The organism is Aquimarina spinulae (genome assembly GCF_943373825.1).
Lineage (GTDB): Bacteria > Bacteroidota > Bacteroidia > Flavobacteriales > Flavobacteriaceae > Aquimarina > Aquimarina spinulae.
Genome location: NZ_CALSBP010000002.1, coordinates 3,890,048 through 3,910,737, shown reverse-complemented (window position 1 = coordinate 3,910,737; position 20,690 = coordinate 3,890,048). Strand labels below are relative to the sequence as shown.

General features: G+C 33.3%; 19 protein-coding genes. 17 read left to right on the top strand and 2 right to left on the bottom strand.

What is annotated here, in order from left to right; all coding sequences use genetic code 11:
- The first annotated feature begins 7 nt into the window (after positions 1–7).
- From NNH57_RS22220 to NNH57_RS22175, 10 genes are all read left to right on the top strand, one after another.
- Entirely contained in the window at positions 8–1,324 is a 1,317-nt protein-coding gene (locus tag NNH57_RS22220; protein WP_108808831.1) for a sodium:solute symporter family protein, read from the top strand.
- A 129-nt stretch (positions 1,325–1,453) separates the two neighbouring features.
- A complete protein-coding gene (locus NNH57_RS22215) occupies positions 1,454–3,952 on the top strand; it encodes a PIG-L family deacetylase (RefSeq protein WP_074406547.1) in 2,499 nt (832 codons plus the stop codon).
- A 206-nt stretch (positions 3,953–4,158) separates the two neighbouring features.
- Positions 4,159–5,838 (top strand): sodium:solute symporter family protein, encoded by a 1,680-nt coding sequence (locus NNH57_RS22210; protein ID WP_074406548.1) that lies wholly within the window; start codon positions 4,159–4,161, stop codon positions 5,836–5,838.
- Entirely contained in the window at positions 5,838–6,818 is a 981-nt protein-coding gene (locus tag NNH57_RS22205; RefSeq protein ID WP_108808830.1) for a Gfo/Idh/MocA family protein, read from the top strand. The genes NNH57_RS22210 and NNH57_RS22205 overlap by 1 nt, the downstream gene beginning before the upstream one ends.
- Positions 6,819–7,017: 199 nt before the next feature.
- A complete protein-coding gene (locus tag NNH57_RS22200) occupies positions 7,018–7,407 on the top strand; it encodes a hypothetical protein (RefSeq protein WP_132065862.1) in 390 nt (129 codons plus the stop codon).
- Positions 7,408–7,573: 166 nt separating this feature from the next.
- On the top strand, positions 7,574–8,218 hold the full coding sequence (locus NNH57_RS22195; RefSeq protein ID WP_108808828.1) for a cytochrome c biogenesis protein CcdA: 645 nt from the start codon (positions 7,574–7,576) through the stop codon (positions 8,216–8,218).
- A gap of 252 nt (positions 8,219–8,470) precedes the next feature.
- Complete coding sequence (locus tag NNH57_RS22190; protein WP_108808827.1) at positions 8,471–9,418, top strand: DUF3137 domain-containing protein; 948 nt, start codon at positions 8,471–8,473, stop codon at positions 9,416–9,418.
- Positions 9,415–11,142, top strand: a complete 1,728-nt coding sequence (locus NNH57_RS22185; RefSeq protein ID WP_108808826.1) for a hypothetical protein — start codon at positions 9,415–9,417, stop codon at positions 11,140–11,142. The genes NNH57_RS22190 and NNH57_RS22185 overlap by 4 nt, the downstream gene beginning before the upstream one ends.
- 233 nt (positions 11,143–11,375) lie before the next feature.
- A complete protein-coding gene (locus tag NNH57_RS22180; RefSeq protein WP_108808825.1) occupies positions 11,376–11,735 on the top strand; it encodes a nuclear transport factor 2 family protein in 360 nt (119 codons plus the stop codon).
- Between the two features lie 240 nt (positions 11,736–11,975).
- Complete coding sequence (locus tag NNH57_RS22175; RefSeq protein WP_108808824.1) at positions 11,976–12,482, top strand: hypothetical protein; 507 nt, start codon at positions 11,976–11,978, stop codon at positions 12,480–12,482.
- Positions 12,483–12,577: 95 nt separating this feature from the next.
- On the opposite strand, the gene NNH57_RS22170 is transcribed toward NNH57_RS22175, so the two are convergent.
- A complete protein-coding gene (locus NNH57_RS22170) occupies positions 12,578–13,420 on the bottom strand; it encodes a DUF2911 domain-containing protein (protein ID WP_108808823.1) in 843 nt (280 codons plus the stop codon).
- 121 nt (positions 13,421–13,541) lie between these two features.
- Between NNH57_RS22170 and NNH57_RS22165 the strand changes: the two genes are divergently transcribed.
- From NNH57_RS22165 to NNH57_RS22140, 6 genes are all read left to right on the top strand, one after another.
- Positions 13,542–14,201 (top strand): MIP/aquaporin family protein, encoded by a 660-nt coding sequence (locus NNH57_RS22165; RefSeq protein WP_108808822.1) that lies wholly within the window; start codon positions 13,542–13,544, stop codon positions 14,199–14,201.
- 472 nt (positions 14,202–14,673) lie between these two features.
- A complete protein-coding gene (locus NNH57_RS22160; protein ID WP_074406553.1) occupies positions 14,674–15,030 on the top strand; it encodes a hypothetical protein in 357 nt (118 codons plus the stop codon).
- An 84-nt stretch (positions 15,031–15,114) separates the two neighbouring features.
- A complete protein-coding gene (locus NNH57_RS22155; protein ID WP_108808820.1) occupies positions 15,115–15,609 on the top strand; it encodes an SRPBCC family protein in 495 nt (164 codons plus the stop codon).
- A 10-nt stretch (positions 15,610–15,619) separates the two neighbouring features.
- Positions 15,620–16,318, top strand: a complete 699-nt coding sequence (locus NNH57_RS22150; protein ID WP_074406555.1) for an SDR family NAD(P)-dependent oxidoreductase — start codon at positions 15,620–15,622, stop codon at positions 16,316–16,318.
- 3 nt (positions 16,319–16,321) lie between these two features.
- Positions 16,322–17,629: a cryptochrome/photolyase family protein gene (locus NNH57_RS22145; protein WP_108808819.1), complete on the top strand. Its 1,308-nt coding sequence runs from the start codon at positions 16,322–16,324 to the stop codon at positions 17,627–17,629.
- 94 nt (positions 17,630–17,723) lie between these two features.
- On the top strand, positions 17,724–18,092 hold the full coding sequence (locus NNH57_RS22140) for a nuclear transport factor 2 family protein (RefSeq protein WP_074406557.1): 369 nt from the start codon (positions 17,724–17,726) through the stop codon (positions 18,090–18,092).
- 50 nt (positions 18,093–18,142) lie between these two features.
- Here NNH57_RS22140 and NNH57_RS22135 read toward each other — a convergent pair whose 3' ends face one another.
- Entirely contained in the window at positions 18,143–19,021 is an 879-nt protein-coding gene (locus tag NNH57_RS22135) for a LysR family transcriptional regulator (protein WP_074406558.1), read from the bottom strand.
- An 80-nt stretch (positions 19,022–19,101) separates the two neighbouring features.
- On the opposite strand from NNH57_RS22135, the gene hutH reads away from it, so the two are divergent.
- Complete coding sequence (gene hutH / locus NNH57_RS22130) at positions 19,102–20,682, top strand: histidine ammonia-lyase (protein ID WP_108808818.1); 1,581 nt, start codon at positions 19,102–19,104, stop codon at positions 20,680–20,682.
- Positions 20,683–20,690: the final 8 nt, after the last annotated feature.

Sequence of the window (20,690 nt, the reverse complement as noted above, 5' to 3'; positions counted from 1 at the left end):
ACTCCGTATGGAAATCTATCTTTACCTAAGTGCTTACATCATCTTAATCATTGGTTTGTCGATCTATATATCCAGATCATCATCAAGTGAAGATTTTCTTATAGGAGGAAGGAACAAAAGTGCTTACGCCATTCTATTCTCTAAATTCGCAGGTGCAATTGGGGTCAGTACTTTAATTACATATACAGGTTATGCCTATAAATTTGGTTGGGGACTTTTTGCCATGTCTTTAGGGTCTGTAATTGGTTATTTTTTATTTGCATTTTGGGCCGCGCCAAAAATAAAAAGGTTATCTAAACAGGGTAAGTTCTATACACAGGGAGATCTACCTGCTTTTGTGACAAGTAATAAAAACACAGCTACTGTTACCAATTTTATAACTATAGTGGTTCAGTTTTTCTGGATATTATTATCCCTGGCAGGTGGTGCAAAGATCATTGCATTCTTCGAAATTCTTCCTTATGAAACTGCACTATTGATTACAGCAATTGTAGTTATGGTATATGTTTTATTTTCTGGTTTTAAAGCTGTAATTGTTACTGATATTTTTCAGGCAGTAATAATAATAGTATTTCTCTGCATATTAATTTATGGCATGTTTGATAGTAAGGATTTTGGTATGATCCTTAGTAGTAGTACAGACAAAAATGTGACTATTGGTAGCGTTATAGGTTTAGTTTTATATGGGGGGTTATCTGTTTTTGGATTAGCAGATCGATACCAGCTTTGTTATGCCGCTAAAGATGAAAAATCATTAAAGAGAGGATTGAGTCTTGCCATTATCCCTGTTTTATGTATTGTTTTTCTATTGCTTTTAATTGGATTGTATACCTATATTCAAAATCCTGATTTAGATCCCGATACCGTATTTGTTTATGCTATGCAGAATTTTATAGCACAATCATGGCTACCTCTTTTACTAGTCCTTTTTTTTGCAGGTTTAATGAGTACTGCAGACACCTCTGTTTTTGCCGTGGCTTCTCATATTGTTTCTACTACTAAAAAAGAACAAAAAGTAAAATCTTTACGATATGCTACTGTTATTACAGTTATTGCTGCTTTTATAGTAGCTCTGTTTTGGAGAAGTATTGTAGATATAACTATTGTAGGAGCTGCATTGCGAATGACACTTTCTATAGCGATGATCTATGTTATACAACAAAAAAGAAATAGCGGAAGATTTCTGGGCAGTGCCTTAGGAGGTCTTTTAGGGTTAATAGTTGGTATACTAATCTTTGGCCCCACCCCTACCATTGCCATAACTGTGCTTTTGGGATCGTTATTAGGGCTAATTTATAGATCCAAAGCACCAAAAGAAGTGTAGTTGTATAAAGTTGTCTACTCAAAAGATAATTGATAAGGACTTCCTGTTAAAGTATCCTTAAACCACAATTCTGAGAATTTTATCTTTTTATATTTGGAGAAACTCAATTAAAAATTGCACCCAGAAATTATGCGAAAATTATTTTTTATAGCCTGTTTTGGTATACTATTTCCATATGTTATACAAGGACAACAACCTAATAAACCCAATGCAGCAGAAATTCATCAAGCTATAAAAAAACTTAATTTTTTAGGATCTGTATTGTATGTTGCAGCTCATCCTGATGATGAAAATACCCGACTTATATCCTATATGTCTAATCAGGTAAAAGCTAGAACAGCATATTTATCCCTTACCCGAGGAGATGGTGGGCAAAATTTGATAGGTCCCGAGATTAGAGAATTATTAGGCGTAATCAGAACTCAAGAATTATTAGCCGCTCGTAGGACTGATGGAGGAGAACAACTGTTTACACGTGCTAATGACTTTGGATATTCCAAACATCCCGACGAAACACTTTCTATCTGGGATAAAAAAGAAGTACTGGGCGATGTGGTTTGGGCAATACGAAATTTTAAACCAGATGTAATCATCAATCGTTTTAATCATAGAACTCCCGGTAGTACTCATGGTCATCATACTTCTTCGGCAATGTTAAGCGTAGAAGCTTTTGATATAACCGGAGATAAAACAGTATACCCAGATCAGCTTAACTATACAGAAATCTGGCAACCCAAAAGACTATTCTTTAATACTTCTTGGTGGTTTTATGGTAGTCGGGAAAATTTCGCAAAAGCAGATAAAACCAATTTATTAGCGTTTGATACAGGAACATATTACCCCTCTCTAGGGCTTTCTAACACAGAAATAGCATCATTAAGTCGTAGTCAGCACAAATCTCAGGGATTTGGTAGTACAGGTAGTCGTGGACAACAAAGTGAATATATAGAACTCATCAAAGGGGATCTACCAAAAGATAAAATGAATGTTTTTGAAGGAATTGACACTTCATGGAATCGTGTTAAAGGAGGTAAAGCTATTGGTGATATCCTATATCAGGTAGAAAAAGATTTTGATTTCAAGAACCCATCTGCTAGTATTCCTCGATTAGTAAAAGCATACCAACTAATTCAACAATTAGAAAACAAACATTGGAAAGCTGTTAAAACTAAAGAGATTCAGGAAATTATTACTGCTGCTTCTGGTCTTTATCTGGAAGCTGTTGCAACCGAAGCAAATACTACTAAAGGCAGTGAAATTACACTAAAAGTAGAAGCAATCAATAGAAGTACAAATACCATAACTCTGCAATCTATCAAAATTGCTGCTGTTAATATTAATGATGTTTCTGAAAAAGTTCTAAAAAATAATATTCGAAATAATTTCGAATTTAAAGGTAGTATCCCATCTAATTTTGATTTTACCAATCCTTATTGGCTTAACAATAAAGGTACACTCGGGATGTATAATGTTAGTGATCAAAAACTAATCGGAAGACCAGAAACAGATCATAAAATCAAAGCTTTGTTTACCGTAGTAATCGATGGAGTTGCTATCCCTTTTTCTAAAGATGTTGTCTACAAGACAAACGACCCGGTTAAAGGAGAAGTATATAAACCATTCGAGATCATTCCTACTATTTCTGCAAGTATTAAGGATAAAGTAATTATCTACGCTAATGGTGCTTCAAAACAAATTCCTGTTACTATAAAAGCCGGAAAAGCAAACTTAAATGGAAAAGTTGCACTAGTACATCCAGAAGGTTGGCAGGTAACTCCCGCTGCTATTAATTTTAATCTCTCTCAAAAAGGAGAAGAAAAAACAATCATTTTTACCCTTACATCACCTCAGACTCAAAGTGAAGGTTATATTTCACCAAAAATAGAAATCGATGGAAATCTATACTCAAAAGAAGTTATTACTATTGACTATGACCATATCCCTTACCAAACTGTAGTATTACCGTCTGAGACCAAAGTTGTGCGTTTGGATATTAAAAAGAAAGGAGAAAACATAGGGTATATAGAAGGTGCCGGAGATGTAGTGCCAGAAAGTTTACAGCAAATTGGGTATAAAGTAACCACAATTGATCCAGAATCTATTTCTACAGAAAGCTTACGACCTTTTGATGCTATTGTAGTAGGGATTAGAGCTTATAACACTGTAGAACAGTTAAAATTTAAACAACAATACTTATTAGAGTATGTAAAAAACGGAGGAAACCTTATTATTCAATACAATACCAGTCATAGATTAAAAGTGACTGATAACTTAGGCCCATATCCCCTTAAATTATCCAGAGATCGGGTAACCGATGAAAATGCAAAAATTACCTTTTTGGCTCCAGAGCATCAGGTATTAAATTCACCCAATAAAATTACTGCTAATGATTTTAAAGGATGGGTGCAGGAAAGAGGGTTATATTTCCCTAATGAATGGTCAAAAGAGTACACCCCTATTTTGGCGGCCAATGATAAAGGAGAATCTGAAAAAAAAGGCCCCTTATTAATTGCCAAATATGGTAAAGGACATTATGTGTATACCGGACTTAGTTTTTTTAGAGAGTTTCCGGCGGGAGTATCAGGTGCATATCGACTTTTTGCGAATATGCTTTCCTTAGGAAAATAAATACCAAATATATCTAATCTAGCAATTTTTTATTATGGAAAAGAAAGACGAAAAAAGAGAGTGGAAAAAATTATATAGTGCAGTATTAATCGCTAATGCAGTTTATATACTACTGTTTTATTTTATCACTACTTCTTATTCATAATTCTTCTGTACAGAAAACAACCTCAACCATCAATCAATAAACTAATTTAATCAATCAACTTATGCAAACCATAGATTGGATCGTACTACTAGGAACCTTACTATTTATAGTACTATATGGTGCCTGGAAAACCAAAGGCAGTAAAAATGTAAAAGATTATATTCGAGGAGGTAATGATGCACATTGGTGGACCATTGGTCTATCGGTGATGGCAACACAAGCAAGTGCTATTACTTTTCTTTCTGCTCCAGGCCAGGCTTTTCATGACGGTATGGGGTTTGTACAATTCTACTTTGGGGTTCCTATTGCCATGGTTGTCATTTGTATGGTTTTTATACCAATGTATCATAAGCTAAATGTCTACACAGCATATGAATATCTCGAAAGCCGATTCGATCTCAAAACCAGAAGCTTAACAGCTATTCTATTTTTGGTTCAAAGAGGATTAGCTGCCGGGATTACTATTTTTGCGCCAGCTATAATATTATCATCTGTACTAGGTTGGGATCTAATTACTTTAAATATCATCATAGGTATACTAGTAATTATATACACTGTTTCTGGAGGAACAAAAGCAGTTAATATTACTCAGAAACAACAGATGGGTATTATTTTTATTGGTATGTTGGTTGCCTTTTTTATTATCATAAGTTACCTCCCAGAGGGAATTACTTTTTCTAAAGCACTAGATATTGCAGGTGCCAGCGGAAAAATGGAAATCCTTGACTTCTCCTTTGATCTCGATAATCGTTATACGTTCTGGAGTGGAATCATTGGAGGAACATTTTTGGCCCTCTCCTACTTTGGTACTGATCAAAGCCAGGTACAACGGTATTTAACCGGTAAATCTATAAAAGAAAGTCAGCTAGGACTTTTGTTTAATGGATTGCTCAAAGTACCTATGCAGTTTTTTATTCTCTTAGTTGGGGTGATGGTATTTGTTTTTTACCAATTTAATGCGTCTCCCTTAAATTTCAATCCAAAAGGAAAAGAAGCTATACTTAACACAGAATATGCAGAACAATACACAGCATTAGAAAACAAACTTGCAGAAATTCATAGCTCAAAAGATGCTGTAATTAAAGGCTATCTGGTAGATCAAGAATCAGGTAATAAAAGTTTAATTGAGGAGCTAAACAAAAAAGAAAAAGAAACCCGTGAAGCTGCTAAAGTATTAATTAAAAAAGCAGATACAACAGTAGAGACAAATGATAAAGATTATGTATTTATTCATTTTATTTTAAACAATCTACCCAGAGGGCTTATCGGTCTGCTCCTTGCTGTTATCTTATCTGCTGCCATGTCGTCTACAGCTTCAGAATTAAATGCTTTGGCATCAACTACTGCAATTGATTTATACAAACGAAATGTAGCCGAAGAAAAAAGTGATCAACATTATGTATCTGCTTCCAAATTTTTCACTCTGGGATGGGGTGTATTGGCCATCATAGTAGCCTGTTTTGCCAATTTATTCGACAATCTTATTCAATTGGTAAATATTATTGGTTCAATTTTTTATGGAAATGTGCTAGGCATATTCTTATTAGCTTTCTTTATAAAATTTGTACATAGCAACGCTACCTTTGTAGCAGCACTTATTACTCAGGTAATTGTTATTCTTGGCTGGTATTATGACTGGATGCCATATCTATGGCTTAATTTATTTGGATGTGCTTTGGTAATGACTATCGCGATATTTATACAACCGTTAATCGGATCTAAACCCAAAATAACAACCTAATGAGTGTTGAAAAAATCATAAAATGGGGGATCATTGGTTGTGGTAAAATAGCGCATCTGTTTGCTAATGACCTAAAATCGGTTCCTAATGCAAGGCTTCATGCCGTTGCAAGCAGGAATCTAAAAAAGGCTCAGGAGTTTGGGAAGGAGCATCACGCCTCGACCTGTTATGATAACTATGAAACCTTAAGTCTGGATCCCGATATTGATGTGATATATATTGCAACGCCACATGTATTTCACTATGAAAATACGTTGATGTGCCTTACCCATAAGAAGGCAGTTCTATGCGAAAAACCGTTTGCTATAGATACTACCCAGGTCGAAGAAATGATCGCGCTAGCAAAAAAGAACAAGGTATTTTTGATGGAAGCACTATGGACGTATTTTCTTCCGCATTACACCTATGTTTTAGATATTGTTGCATCTAATGCGCTTGGTAAAGTAAAAACGCTGAAAGCAGATTTTGGTTTCACAACCCCTTTTGATCCCGACGGAAGAGTGTTTAACAAAAAACTTGGAGGAGGAAGTCTCCTCGATGTAGGAATATATCCATTATTTGCTGCATTAAGCATTTTGGGATATCCCGAAGAAGTAAATGCCCAGGCTACTATAGGAAAAACAGGAGTTGATGAAGATTGTAGTATCCAGCTTCAGTATAAAAATGGAGTTACAGCCTCGCTATTTAGTGCTGTTACTAAAGAAACCGATACAACCGCTATCCTAGAGTTCGAAAAAGGATCTATCATTATCAATAGTCGTTTTCACGAACCATCTTCTATCACCATCCAAAAAGAAGGAAAATCAGAACATATAGAATTTAAGGTGACTACCAACGGTTATAACTATGAAGCCATTCATGTACAGGAAATGTTGCTACAAAACCGTATAGAAAGTACAATTATGAGTTTCGAAAAAAGTCTTCAGTTAATCAACCTGTTAGATACAGTTAGAGAAAAAATAGGTTTGCATTACGATTAAATTGAATTTCTTGCTTAGTTCTATTGTTCAAAAACAAAAGCATAGAGGTATACTTTTTATCATATCAAGATTGATATAGGTAATTTTAAGTTAATTATAAATCCTCTAGATTTGTAAATAAAAATACGTAGAATATAGGACATATGTCCTATATTCTGTTGTTGTGTTTAATGCTGAAAACAATGCGCTAAAACAAAAAATGACAAAAAAACGAATTGATACTAATTTGCATTATGCTCAATATATAATCGCCCGAATTATTCTTATTGGCGGAATTGGATTTCTGATTTACAGCATTTGGACACAAAAAATCGGAGCAATTATTTTCTGTTCTTTATTCGTTATTTATGCGCTAATTCTGATAAAACGAATTTTTAACAAACCGACAGAAATAGAATTTGACGAAAACTATATCTATCTGGAAAATGGAAATAAACGGATTGAATTAAATAAAATTATCGGAATAAAAAAGAATCGGATTTTATACGAGTCAAACGAAATCGAATCGAAATTAAAACTACCGAATTTTCATTTTATGGATAAAAAGTGGACTGAATTAAAAGAATTGATTAATAATGAAAAGCACTAAAACACAACAACGTGTAAAAATAATTGCTTGGTTCTAGCCTACTTGGAAAATTCGCAGGATTTTCCTCTAGTTCATTTCATTTTTGTTAAGTTAGTTGCTTAACCACACAACTATCCTTACACCAACCGTTAGGGTTAATTAAAAAATTGATCAATTCAAATTAATAATGAATATATACTTTATAGCTTTCATCAGTGGTGTTATTGCAGTACTAACCCCTGCAGTTTTTCCTTATTTAATAATCACTCCATTAATATTTGAAAAACTAAAAAACTCTAATAGACAGCACAAAATAAATATCCTTTTATACACAATTATAACGTCACTTGTATTTGTTTATATTTTAACACAGTTGATATCCTCCAGATTATTAAATGAAATAAGTTTTGATTCGAGTTATGGGATTTTAATTCATTCTTCTCGAATATTGTTTTTAATTTGGTTTTTAAGCTCTTTTACCAAAAAATATCAACTTCTAAATTTTGGGACTTGGATGCAATTCTTTCGCTTTTTAGGTTTACTGATATTTAGTACTCAACTTGCTTTATCAGCAATATCTAGCACAGGTCCTATATTAGGAACCCTAATGATTACAAATGCAGAAAATAATGACTTAATAAGCATTATTCCAATTTTAATAGCATTTTCAATTGGATTGATTTTACCTTTTATGACAGTATTGTGGATATTCACGAAAAAATATGACAATTTAAAGCTCAAAAAATGGTGGCCAAATTCGCAACTAATCACTGGTGGTTTATTACTCCTTTTTTCATTGGTTCAATTGACATTAGATATCATTAATTTTTGAGCCTAATTAAAACTAACTCTAACAACACCTATAAATAATACGTGTTTTGGTGTTTAATTCTAAAGCTTGTGTATATTTACATTCATCGCCAAATCTTTTAATTTGACTTTTTTAAAACGACAAAATAAAAAACAAAACAAAAGCTTATGGCTTGTATCGATACGAAAATCCGCGGATTTTCTGCACCGTACTATTCATAGCTAAACGTTGGCATTCATTTAAGAAGAACTTTATTGCAAAAAAAACTATGTAATGACAGAAAAAGATTTCAATGATTTTTTTGACTACCAATTAAAGCCCAAGTACAAGTCTCTTGAAAGTGTGAGAAAAAAATCTTTCAAGTTTAATCGTAATGTAAGACTCCTATTGCTACTTCTAATTATCGGAGCCATATACTTGATTTTCTTTCAGTACAGTCAAATAATTCTTTGTCTAGTATGTCTAATTACAGCATTTGGAATACATTATTTTTTTCGAATAGATATAGACGCAACTAATTTTAAAGAACAATATGTAGAAAAAATTGTTCGGACTTTAATGCATAAGGTTGACAATAGTTTAACATATATTCCTACTAAAGGCGTTTCTAGAGATATTTTTAATGCGAGTAGAATCCTCTCTACAAAACCAGGTTTTTATCAAAGTAAAGGTTTAATTCAAGGCAATTTAAATCAAACTGCATTTCGCTTTGCAAATGTTCATGCTTCATCCAGTGACAGTGCTGGTGGCGGGCCAAAAACAAAAACACTATTCAAAGGAATTTTCTATGAAGCTGATTTTAAACTTCCTTGTAAACATGATCTCTACGTTCTTCCGGTTTCCGCATCTAATTTTATGGGCAAATTAGGAGAGTGGATTAAAGAAAATAACCTTTTTCGACCTGATTTGGTAAAGGTAGAGGACGTTATTTTTAACAAGATATTTGTTGTTTATGGAAATGATGAAGCTGAAGCCCATCGAATATTAAACCCAGAAACGAGAGCTAAATTGGTAGCACTTTATCAAGAGACGCGTGCTAGTGTATATCTGTCTATTGTAAATTCAAAACCCTACATAGCCATAGGTGACTATACAAATTATGAGAGTTATTTTAAACCGTGTTTTTCTCAATCTTCGCTTGACTTCGATACTATAAAAAAAGATTATTTATTATTAAAACGATATATTAATATCACTAAGGAATTAAATCACTGCATATGATACGTAGAATATGTTTATCATTAATCATACTAAGTTTACTAGTTGCCTGCAAAGAGACTTCAGAAAATAAATCAATAGAAAAAGAGTCTGGCAAAAGCACTGAGACAGAGATAATCACCGATATTGATATTTCAGATATTCCTAAAAAATGGACGAATGTTACCGAATTTGAAAACGGAGCATATTTTATTTTCGAACCCTGTGATAGAGAAATATTTGGTTATAGTATTAAAAAGAATGCTGAGCAATGGGTGTTCAATTCTGAGGGGTCGCACGATATTACCACCTACCCCATAATTAGTGCTAAAATAAACAATGCAGGAGCCTTAGTAATTACCTTAAAAACCGAAGAAAAAGAAAACCCAGAAACCGATTTAGTCATTGTAGAATATCTAAAGGACAGGACAAAATTCAACATTGAGTTTCTCTATGAGGATAGTTACGAACTATACACCAATGAATTACATCTCAACAAATACGAAAAATTAATACAGCCTTGTTACGAATGCGAAAAATATTGCCCAGAAGAAAATCCTAATTTTTTAAAAAAGATTGATGTTTCAGAAGACCGCCTTATCAATCCTGGTAAAAACGTAGGAATATTAAAACACAACACAGTACCAACCGATATAAGCAACTTATTTCGAGAGAATCAAATTATTGAGCATACAAATCCGCCTTTTAATCAGGAAGTAACGCATATAAGGTTGGGTGATGGAAATGATATTTATATTCACTGGACCGAAAAACCCTATCAAATTTCTTACGTAAGAATAGCTGGGGGAAATTCTACTTTTAAAACAAAAGAAGGTGTGCGAATTGGAAGTACCATTGAAGAAGTTGAAAAGATGTTGTGGACACAATTTCAAATTAGAGGTTTTGAAATAGACAGAGATCTAGCAGGCACTGTATTTAAATATAACAACCCTGAATACACTCAGTTTCAATTAAAGTTTAAACCCACCAACCAACTACCTATAGAACAATTTGAACAAATTATGGGAGACAAGCCTATCCCCTCCTCTCACTATTTATTGAAAGAAGCAGGACTTATCGTTGAAGAAATCCTAGTTTTATTTAATAATAAAGCAGCGACAGGAGAAGAGCTTTATAGTGATTCAGAGTTAACTATTTTCGATAACAAAGCATATTACAAAAAACAGGAACTTTACAACGGAACCAAACAATTATTAGAACTTATTGAAAATGAGGAAACTCCTGAGTGTCCCGTTTCTTATACATTTTTATATCACCCACTATCTTTGCTAGGGCACTATTATAGTTATGAGAAAAGTGAATACGGCTCGATAGCTTGCGGGAACTCTATGCAGTCAGAAATAAATACAATTAATCTTGTCACTAAAGAAAAAGTTGAAATTCAAGATGTTTTCACTGAAACATCCATTTTAAAGGCATTGAAAAAAGATTCATGGATTATTAATAAAGCGAATGAATTTAGTATTGACGTCAACAGTTTAAATAACCTAGATGATATATTCTCATTCATTGAATCTTTAGGTGTATCAACAGATAAATCAAGTTTCGCCGTACTTCAAAAAGAATCAAACACCTCGAAGTTTATGGTACGCCTTATTGGTTATAGACAAAACCCAATTGACAAAGTTATTTTAGGTTTAGTATTAGATAAACAGGATACAAAAGACACGCAAAACCTTAGGTTTGGTATTGGTCAATTTGGCAATGGAGTTTTTCCTAAAAATTAAGATTTTACTATTAAATACATCTTTAATAGACCGTATGATAAAATTCTAATAGATGATGTGACCTGAAAAACGAAATGCCAACAACGTATATAAAAAATACGCCAGGTTTCGCTATATTTGAGTTCTCCCCTATTTAATAACAAAACCTAATAACTGAAAAATCCGTCTCTGTAAAAGACGTATTTTTCATATACAAGACCGTTGTGCTTCATACTAACAAACTAATCGGTAAAATGAGTCCTAAAGAATTAGTAGAAAAATGGGTAGAAACGTTTAATGATGGAAATGCTGAAAAGATTTCAGAATTTTATCATGATGACGCAGTTAATCATCAAGTGACCAATCAACCAGTTATTGGGAAAATTGCAATTCGAGAAATGTTTAAGACTGAATTCAATCAAGCGAGTATGAATTGCATAATTGAAAATATTTTCGAAGACAATGACTGGGGAATATTAGAATGGAAAGATCCCTTAGGATTACGTGGTTGCGGATTTTTTCAAATTGAAAATGGGAAAATTAAATTTCAAAGAGGATATTGGGACAAATTATCTTTTTTAAGACAACATAAATTACCAATTCCACAAGAATAAAAATATACAAAAGCACAATAATATATAAGTAATAGTGGTTTAAGTAACGAAAAGTAATAGCTACCTAATTTAAAAAATTTTCATCCTAATCATAAGAAAGTTGGCTTTGAGCATTTTTATGTAATTATATCGGAAAACTATAAAAGAAAAAATGTTACGTATTATTTATTAATTGACAAAAACGGAAAAATCAAAAACTGGTGTAGAAATGAATTGAAATTGATAATTATACATTAACGAATGAAAAAATTAATAGTAATTTCAAGCTGTTTCCTAATTCTATTGGGATGCAAAACTAATACGAATAAAAAATCGAATTTAGAAGGAGATTTATATTACACTTGGCTAAAGCTTGGAAGTTTTTATGGGCAACCAGACAGTTTATATCAAAACTATATTAAATTAAGAGATAGCCTAGGGATAGACCGATTAAGAAAGGAAGACTCAACTAGTACAGCTCATATTGAACTATTAGAAAAACACGGATTGGTGAAAAGTCCATTTATCTACCTTAAAGCAGATAATGATTCTACTTTTATCATTTATATGTCAAAAGAGGATTATAAACTAATTACCAAATACACATATCAAGATTTAATTGACAAAAAGAAAAAAATCAGATTAGAACTTGAAATAGAAAAGCTAACGAACAAATTAAAATTATGTAAAAGGATAATTTCTATTGAGCAAGTGAACGGTGAAACTTTACAAAAACAAAAGAAATTTAAAATTGATGAATACAAATAACACTATATAAAAATGCAATAAAGTGCATTCTTATTTGTAAACAAAAAAGCGTTCCTAATGGAACGCTTTTATGATTTGTGTGTGAAAAAGAGTGTTTATTTGGCTCCCCACTCTGCAAGGGAATCTTTATTCATTTTAACATAGTCGGCATTTCCTGCCTTCTCTGCTAACTCTAACGAAGTTTTTGCTGCTTTTATTGCCCCATCTTTATCTCCGGCCAGAGAATAAATCAAAGATTGTTGTCTATGGTACCAAAAAGCAGGCTCTTTACGTAGCGATATCGCTTTATCAATGTGCTCTTTTGCTTTTGCAAAATCTCCAGAATCTTTATAAAAAGTAGCTGCCAGATAGTGATCTCTATCGGTTGGTCCCGCCATAGTTTTTTCGATACTAGCAATAGTTTGTGCTTTTGCAGCGGTTGTTATTGTAACTGCAGCTTCTGTGTTTGCCCAAATAAAATTCATAACTGCAGAATCCATTTTAAAATCACTAAACATGATTGTAAATGTTTCTACATTCATAGGGATCGTATTTGCTTTTACAGTTGCAGTAGCTGCTACTTTAGTGTCATCCCATTTTTGTGGAGTCCCCCAATTGTTTGCATCACTATAAAAAATTATTTCCCAATTTTCTTTACCTGGTTTTGTATAAATTGCATACGTTCCTTTTTTTAACTCTTTACCTGCAACTTTTACATCATCACTAAATGTAATTTGAGTATTTTTATTTGCTCCTGTTCTCCATAGCTTATCATAAGGCACTAAATTTCCGAAAATAGCTCTTCCTCGCATACTAGGGCGAGAATATTCAACAGAAACATCTGTCAACCCAATAACCTGCTCTATTTTAGAAGAAGGACTTGGTTGTGGTGCTTTTACCTGAGCTTCAATTCCTAAAGAGAATAAAGCCATAGAAAGAAATAAGATGATCTTTTTCATTGTAGTTAGTTTAGTTTGGTTTAAATTACTTAATGACGAAAATAAGGATTACAACATACATTAAAAGTTAACAAAAACTTAAAATAACTAATAGTATATTTGCGGTCATTATAAAAAAGTAATGAGAAAATATATATCCGAAAGTATAGGAACCTTTAGTATGGTATTTTGTGGTACTGGTGCTATGACTATTAATGAAGTTACTGGCGGAGATGTCACTCATGTTGGTGTTGCCATTACCTGGGGGCTTATTGTAATGGCAATGATTTATGCTTTTGGAGAAATATCCGGAGCACATTTTAATCCTGCAGTTACTATTGCATTTGCATACGCCAAAAAATTTGAATGGGAAGAAGTACCTAAGTATATTATCGCTCAATGTATTGGTGCCATAGTGGCTAGTAGTATTCTACTCTTTTTATTTCCTGAAAGTGAATTTCTTGGTGGTACTCTACCAGCTTTCGATGATCTAAGAGCATTCATTCTAGAGACATTACTCACTTATTTTCTTATGGTTGTTATCATTAATGTTTCTACAGGCTCTAAAGAAACGGGTACTATGGCCGGAATAGCAGTTGGAGGAGTTGTACTACTCGAAGCTATGTTTGCTGGCCCGATGACTAATGCGTCAATGAACCCCGCCAGGTCATTGGGGCCCGCTTTATTATCTGGTCATTGGGAACACCAGTGGCTTTATTTTATTGCTCCTATTCTAGGTGCCCTATTGGCTGTGTTAACCTGTAAACTAGTAAAGCCAGACAACTGTTGTACAGACTGTTAGAATATATTTTGTTTAAAATTGTTATATTTAACACGAAATATTAGCTCACCAACATGCTTTGGATATACATAGATATTATAATTCTTCTTTTACTATTTTATATAAATTATAGAAAATATAAATTCTCGACAGAATTTAATATTAAACAAAATACTGGGTTTGCAACAATCTTCTTTGTAATAGTCTTTTTTGGGATTACGATACCTGCAATCACTTTTATGATAGTCAAATTTTCTGATTCCGAAGTTAAGTTTTTTGATATCTACAAAATAAGATATCAATTATATTGGATACTAGGTTTAGTGCAATTAATTTATTTATTCTGGATCAATACCAAAATTAGATCTAAGAACGTTTAAATTTTATCACCAATTACTTTATCCCCATAAACCATTTTTTTGGTGTTATACTTTATAAAAGTTATTCTTTTTAACATATATTTACAATTAATAAACAATACCCATATCCCCCAATGGAGCATTTTTCTAATGAATTTTGTAAAATAGACCTATACGATCAATATGCTATACTTACTATTAATGAAAATGTAGAATTTTCACTTAATAAAGCTTCAATACTAAGAGGTACACTTAAAAAGCATTATGAAACAAAGAATTTTATAATGATTAGCCATCGTAAGTACGAGCACAAAGTCTCTCCAGATATATATAAACAAGGTTTATTAGACAATATGAAAGGGTTAGCAATTGTATCTAGTAATGATAAAGAAAGAGATAAAGCTATTATAGAACAGCCATTATTTGGCAAATCCTTTGCATTTTTTAGTACTCTCGAAGAAGCAAAAGCTTGGGCAAAAAGTTTTTTCTGACAGCATTAATCACTATTTCGTTTAACAAAAAACACCATTCGTTAAACAAAAAATTATATTTTTGCTAGTATACTTTTGTAAGCTATGAAAATCTATACATTAAAAACGAAACAACACCTTCCTATATCTATAGAAAAAGCCTGGGAATTTCTTTCGGATCCGAAAAACCTAAAAATCATAACGCCAGAATATATGAAATTTCAGGTTTTATCAGGTGCTGATCGTAAAATGTACCCTGGTCAGATCATACAATATAGTGTTACTCCAATCGCAGGAATCAAAAAAAAATGGATTACAGAAATAACACACGTAAAGAATAAGAAATATTTTGTAGACGAACAACGATTTGGCCCCTACTCATTATGGCACCATAAACACTTTATCAAAGAAATTCCTGGTGGTATTGAAATGGAAGATATTATCGATTACAAAATACCCTTTGGGATACTAGGTCAATTAATCCACCCTATTGTGGTAAAACCAAGGTTAAAAGAAGTGTTTGAATATCGCAAAAAGAAATTAATCGAATTATTCGGAACATTAGAAACCAAAGCAAATAATGAGATTATATTTGTGTAAAACTTAAATAATGAGAAAAAATATTCTACTTATAGGTGGAAGTCATGGAATTGGTTTTGAAATTGCTCTAAAACTATATAATGAGTATAACGTTTTTATTGCCTCAAGAACTTCAGAAAATCTGGGGAATTTAGAAGTAACTCATATACCTTATGATGCATCAAAGGATGAAATCGACACTTCTGTTCTTCCCGAAAGAATCGATGGTTTTGTATATTGCCCGGGTAGCATTAATCTCAAGCCTTTCAAAATGTTAACTCCAAAAGTATTTGAAGAAGACATGCAGATCAATTTTATGTTTTTGGTCAAAATCATACACGCCCTACTTCCGAAATTAAAAAATTCTGAACAAGCAAGTTTAGTGTTTTTTAGTACTGTAGCCGTAAAGGTCGGAATGCCTTTTCATACCAGCATTGCAGCTGCAAAAGGCGCAATAGAAGGATTTGCAAAAGCATTAGCTGCAGAATATGCTCCAAAATTTAGAGTTAATGTTATCGCACCATCATTAACAAATACTCCTCTTGCTAAAGGATTATTAAGTAATGAAAAAAAGAAAGAACTTATGGATAATCGTCATCCTATGAAACGTATAGGACAAGCAGAAGATGTCGCAAATATTGCACGTTTTTTGTTAAGTGATGATAGTAGCTGGATTACAGGTCAGGTTATAGGCGTAGATGGTGGTATGTCTACTCTTAATGTACACTAGTTTATGAAAGAGAAAGTCACTGTATTCTGGTTTAGAAGAGATCTTAGATTAGATGACAATACAGGGTTTCTTAAAGCACTAAAAGGAAAATATCCGGTCCTACCCATTTTTATTTTTGATACACATATTTTGGGTCATCTACCAAAAAATGATGCCCGGGTAACCTTTATTTTTGAAACACTGCAAAAAATGAGGTTAACACTTCAACATCAATATAAAAGTTCTTTATCCCTCTATTACAGCACTCCTAAAACAGTTTTTGAAACCCTAATTTCTCAATACGAAATACAACAGGTATACACCAATCATGATTACGAACCCTATGCAAAAGAGAGAGATACTCTAATCAATAACCTTTTACAAAAGCATAGCATTCAATTACATACTTTTAAAGATCAGGTGATATTTGAAAAAGATGAAATTGTAAAAAAAGATGGCAATCCATATGTGGTATACACCCCCTATAAAAACAAGTGGAAAGAAATATTTGACCCCACCTTATTAAAAATTCACTCTACAAAGTTATATCTTAACAATTTGGTTAAGGATACTGATCTCACTAATGTAACATTACAAGAAATGGGGTTTGTAACCTCATCTATCAAAGTTCCGGATTATGATATCTCACCTCATCTTATTCAAAACTATGAGGCGACCCGAAATTTCCCGTCAAAAGAAAATGGCACTTCAAAAATAGGCCCTCATCTACGTTTTGGGACAGTAGGAATTCGATCGGTTATCAAAAAAGCTATTGCAGAAGATAATCAGGTATTTTGGTCAGAGCTTATCTGGAGAGAGTTTTTTATGCAAATCCTATGGCATTACCCATATACAAAGGGCTCTTCTTTTAAACCCAAATATGATAGCATCGAATGGAGAAATAACGAACAAGAATTCGAAAAGTGGATGAATGGCCAAACGGGATATCCACTGGTAGATGCGGGGATGCGCCAGCTTAATCAAACAGGATATATGCATAATCGTGTACGCATGGTGGTTGCTAGTTTTCTATGCAAGCATTTATTAATCGACTGGCGGTGGGGTGAGGCCTATTTTGCAGAAAAACTACTAGACTACGATATGTCTGCTAATGTAGGCAACTGGCAATGGGCGGCAGGTTCTGGTGTTGATGCAGCCCCTTATTTTAGAATCTTTAATCCAACTACACAAATCACCAAATTCGACAAGCAACTTTCCTATATCCGTACTTGGGTAAATGATATTAATGAGCTTACGTATCCACAACCTATGATAGAACATAAAATGGCACGAGAACGTTGTCTTACAGTATATAAAAAAGCCGTTGGTTAGGTAAAAAATTATAACATTTTTTTAAAATTACTAATCTCGTTTTTTTGTAATTTACCGTATCACAATTCATTTATAAACCAATACATCAAAAAACATGAACACACAAGAAGTGGCCAAACGTCTAGTAGAACTCTGTCGCCAGGGAGAAAATATGCAAGCTCTTAAAGAATTATACGCTCAGAATATAGTAAGTAAGGAAATGCCAGGAATGCCTAATGAAGTGACTTCGGGCATTGATGCTGTGATTAAAAAAAGTGAAGATTGGCATGCTTCTGTCGAAGAGTATCATGGCGGAGAAATATCTGAACCCGTAGTTGCAGAAAATCATTTTAGCTGTGCTATGAAAATGGATTGCACCTTTAAAGAGCAAGGCCGTATGCAAATAGAAGAAGTTTGTGTCTATCAAGTAAATGATGGTAAAATTACCGAAGAACGGTTCTTTTATTCTATGCCAAACGAATAAATATATATAAACTATAGAAAGGTCAGATGTATATTACATGTGGCCTTTTATTATAAAAACTTCAAGATTTGTTGTAATGCAGGGTTTCTATTGTCTTTTTTCCAAATAACAGAAAGTATTGCCTTTTGAGGTATTTTTGGAATCTCTAAAAACTTTACGCCCAGATCAAAGCCCTGTTGTAATGATGTAGGAACAATAGCAACTCCTAACCCACTCTCTACCAATTTAAAGATAGTCTGCGCATGTACCGACTTATGTGTTACCTTGGGAGTGAATCCTTTATCCTCGCAGATACTCATGATTTTATCGTAATATAAAGAACTATAATCTGAAGAAAACAAAATAAAATGCTCCTCTGATACTTGCGCAATACTTTTAAAAGTTTCTGAAGTAAGTCGATGCTCTAGTGGTACTACCATAGAAAATGAATCTGTATGAACTGTTTTTTTTTGTATGCCTTCGGGTACACGAGCTAATCGTACAAAACCAAGATCTAACTGATCTTTTTCTACAGCTTCTACCTGCAGATGATTAGACATTTCTTCTAAACTAAACTGTATATCTGGGAGCTCTTTATTAACCATAACCAATAGTTCTGGAATAACCGTTTGCATAGCAGATCCCAAAAAACCAATTCTAATCTCCCCATTACTTCCCTGATCAATCAAACGAGTTTGTCGTATCGTAAAATCAATATGATTAAAAATATAATCTAATTCCTTCTTAAGATACACCCCTGCTGCCGTTAATGTTACCTTTCTTTTATTTCTCACAAAAAGAGCAACACCAATTATTTCTTCCATTTGCTTAATTTGTCTACTTAATCCTGGTTGGGAAATAAACAGTCGATCTGCAGCTTTTCTGAAATGTAACTCCTCGGCTACTGCCATAAAATAAGTGAAGTGTCGAAGCTCTATCTGATAACCCATAGTTATTAATTAATGATCAAATTAGTATTTCTAATTATCAAAAATAGGTATTATTTTAGTAAAAAAATAGAAATACGCATATGTCAACGAAAACAAACCACTTTTCATTTGGAGAAGACTACCTAACTGCAGGTATAGCAATACAAATTGCCCGTGGAGAAACCACTGGGGTTATCTCTGAAACTTCTCGCAATAGCGTAAAAAAAAGTCAGCAGGTAGTAGAAAATATTGTAGAAAAAGGAGAACCTGTATATGGCATTAATACCGGTTTTGGACCACTTTGTACTACAAAAATATCTAAAGAAGAAACCAATATCCTACAAAGCAACATCTTACAAAGTCATAGTGTAGGCGTTGGTGACCCCATAGATACTGAGATTGCTAAGCTCATGCTCATTCTTAAAATTCAATCTTTGGCAAAAGGATATTCTGGTATTGCAGAAAAAACATTAGACAGAATTCTGTGGCATATTAATAATGATGCCATACCTATTGTTCCCAGCCAGGGATCTGTTGGAGCATCCGGAGACTTGGCTCCGCTCTCTCACCTGTTTTTACCTTTACTGGGATTAGGGAAAGTCGAATATCAAAATAAAATAATCACTACACAAGAATTGTTTAACATCACAGGTTTAAAGCCTCTTGATCTTGGTCCAAAAGAAGGATTAGCTCTAATCAACGGAACTCAATTTATTGCCGCACATGCAGTACAGGTAGTTGCAAAATTACATAGCTGTCTTACACAAGCAGATATTATTGGAGCAATGATGATCGAGGGATTACAAGGTTCTGTAAAACCATTTTTTAAAGAACTACATCAATTACGCCCATATAAAGGAAATATCCATGTCGCTTCCAGAATAAAATCTTTATTAAAAGGTTCTGAAATTATGGAAGATCATATCGATTGTGATCGGGTCCAGGATCCTTATTCTTTACGTTGTATGCCGCAAGTGCATGGTGCATCAAGAAATGCATGGCTACATTTAAAAGAACTTCTCGAAGTAGAGCTAAACTCGGTAACCGACAATCCAATAATAATCAACGAAGAGCTAACCATTAGCGGAGGTAGTTTTCATGGGCAACCGCTAGCTATGGCTATCGATTATGCATGTCTGGCAGCTTCAGAACTGGGTAACATTTCGGATAGAAGAATTTATCTCTCATTAGAAGGTAATTCTCCTGGTGTTCCTAAATTATTAATGAAAGATACAGGTATCAATTCTGGATATATGATTTTACAATATACCACTGCTGCATTAGCAAGTGAAAATAAAGGATTATGCTTTCCATCCAGTGCAGATAGTATTCCTACTTCTCTTGGCCAGGAAGATCATGTTAGTATGGGATCAATTGGTGGTAGAAAAGCACTAAGAGTAATCGAAAATCTGGAAAAAATACTAGCCATAGAGCTATTAACTGCCGCTCAGGCATTCGAGTACAGAAAACCGTTAAAATCAGGAGCTATTCTAGATGAAATTCATAAAAAAGTACGAGAAACCGTATCTTTTGCAGATAAAGACAGGGTATTTGCAGATGATATAGAGAAAGGAATCAAAATCATCCAAAACAAAACTATAATTACTACTGCTAATCAAGTATCCTTAAAAGAACAGGTATCTCTAGAAACACAGTTTTCTAGTGAATTTGAAAAATATTAGTCCAAAAA

Bases quoted from the DNA above. Each gene is read 5' to 3' on its own strand.
- NNH57_RS22220 (WP_108808831.1), top strand. From the start codon at position 8: ATGGAAATCTATCTTTACCTAAGTGCTTACATCATCTTAATCATTGGT.
- NNH57_RS22215 (WP_074406547.1), top strand. From the start codon at position 1,454: ATGCGAAAATTATTTTTTATAGCCTGTTTTGGTATACTATTTCCATAT.
- NNH57_RS22210 (WP_074406548.1), top strand. From the start codon at position 4,159: ATGCAAACCATAGATTGGATCGTACTACTAGGAACCTTACTATTTATA.
- NNH57_RS22205 (WP_108808830.1), top strand. From the start codon at position 5,838: ATGAGTGTTGAAAAAATCATAAAATGGGGGATCATTGGTTGTGGTAAA.
- NNH57_RS22200 (WP_132065862.1), top strand. From the start codon at position 7,018: ATGACAAAAAAACGAATTGATACTAATTTGCATTATGCTCAATATATA.
- NNH57_RS22195 (WP_108808828.1), top strand. From the start codon at position 7,574: ATGAATATATACTTTATAGCTTTCATCAGTGGTGTTATTGCAGTACTA.
- NNH57_RS22190 (WP_108808827.1), top strand. From the start codon at position 8,471: ATGACAGAAAAAGATTTCAATGATTTTTTTGACTACCAATTAAAGCCC.
- NNH57_RS22185 (WP_108808826.1), top strand. From the start codon at position 9,415: ATGATACGTAGAATATGTTTATCATTAATCATACTAAGTTTACTAGTT.
- NNH57_RS22180 (WP_108808825.1), top strand. From the start codon at position 11,376: ATGAGTCCTAAAGAATTAGTAGAAAAATGGGTAGAAACGTTTAATGAT.
- NNH57_RS22175 (WP_108808824.1), top strand. From the start codon at position 11,976: ATGAAAAAATTAATAGTAATTTCAAGCTGTTTCCTAATTCTATTGGGA.
- NNH57_RS22170 (WP_108808823.1), bottom strand. From the start codon at position 13,420: ATGAAAAAGATCATCTTATTTCTTTCTATGGCTTTATTCTCTTTAGGA.
- NNH57_RS22165 (WP_108808822.1), top strand. From the start codon at position 13,542: ATGAGAAAATATATATCCGAAAGTATAGGAACCTTTAGTATGGTATTT.
- NNH57_RS22160 (WP_074406553.1), top strand. From the start codon at position 14,674: ATGGAGCATTTTTCTAATGAATTTTGTAAAATAGACCTATACGATCAA.
- NNH57_RS22155 (WP_108808820.1), top strand. From the start codon at position 15,115: ATGAAAATCTATACATTAAAAACGAAACAACACCTTCCTATATCTATA.
- NNH57_RS22150 (WP_074406555.1), top strand. From the start codon at position 15,620: ATGAGAAAAAATATTCTACTTATAGGTGGAAGTCATGGAATTGGTTTT.
- NNH57_RS22145 (WP_108808819.1), top strand. From the start codon at position 16,322: ATGAAAGAGAAAGTCACTGTATTCTGGTTTAGAAGAGATCTTAGATTA.
- NNH57_RS22140 (WP_074406557.1), top strand. From the start codon at position 17,724: ATGAACACACAAGAAGTGGCCAAACGTCTAGTAGAACTCTGTCGCCAG.
- NNH57_RS22135 (WP_074406558.1), bottom strand. From the start codon at position 19,021: ATGGGTTATCAGATAGAGCTTCGACACTTCACTTATTTTATGGCAGTA.
- hutH (WP_108808818.1), top strand. From the start codon at position 19,102: ATGTCAACGAAAACAAACCACTTTTCATTTGGAGAAGACTACCTAACT.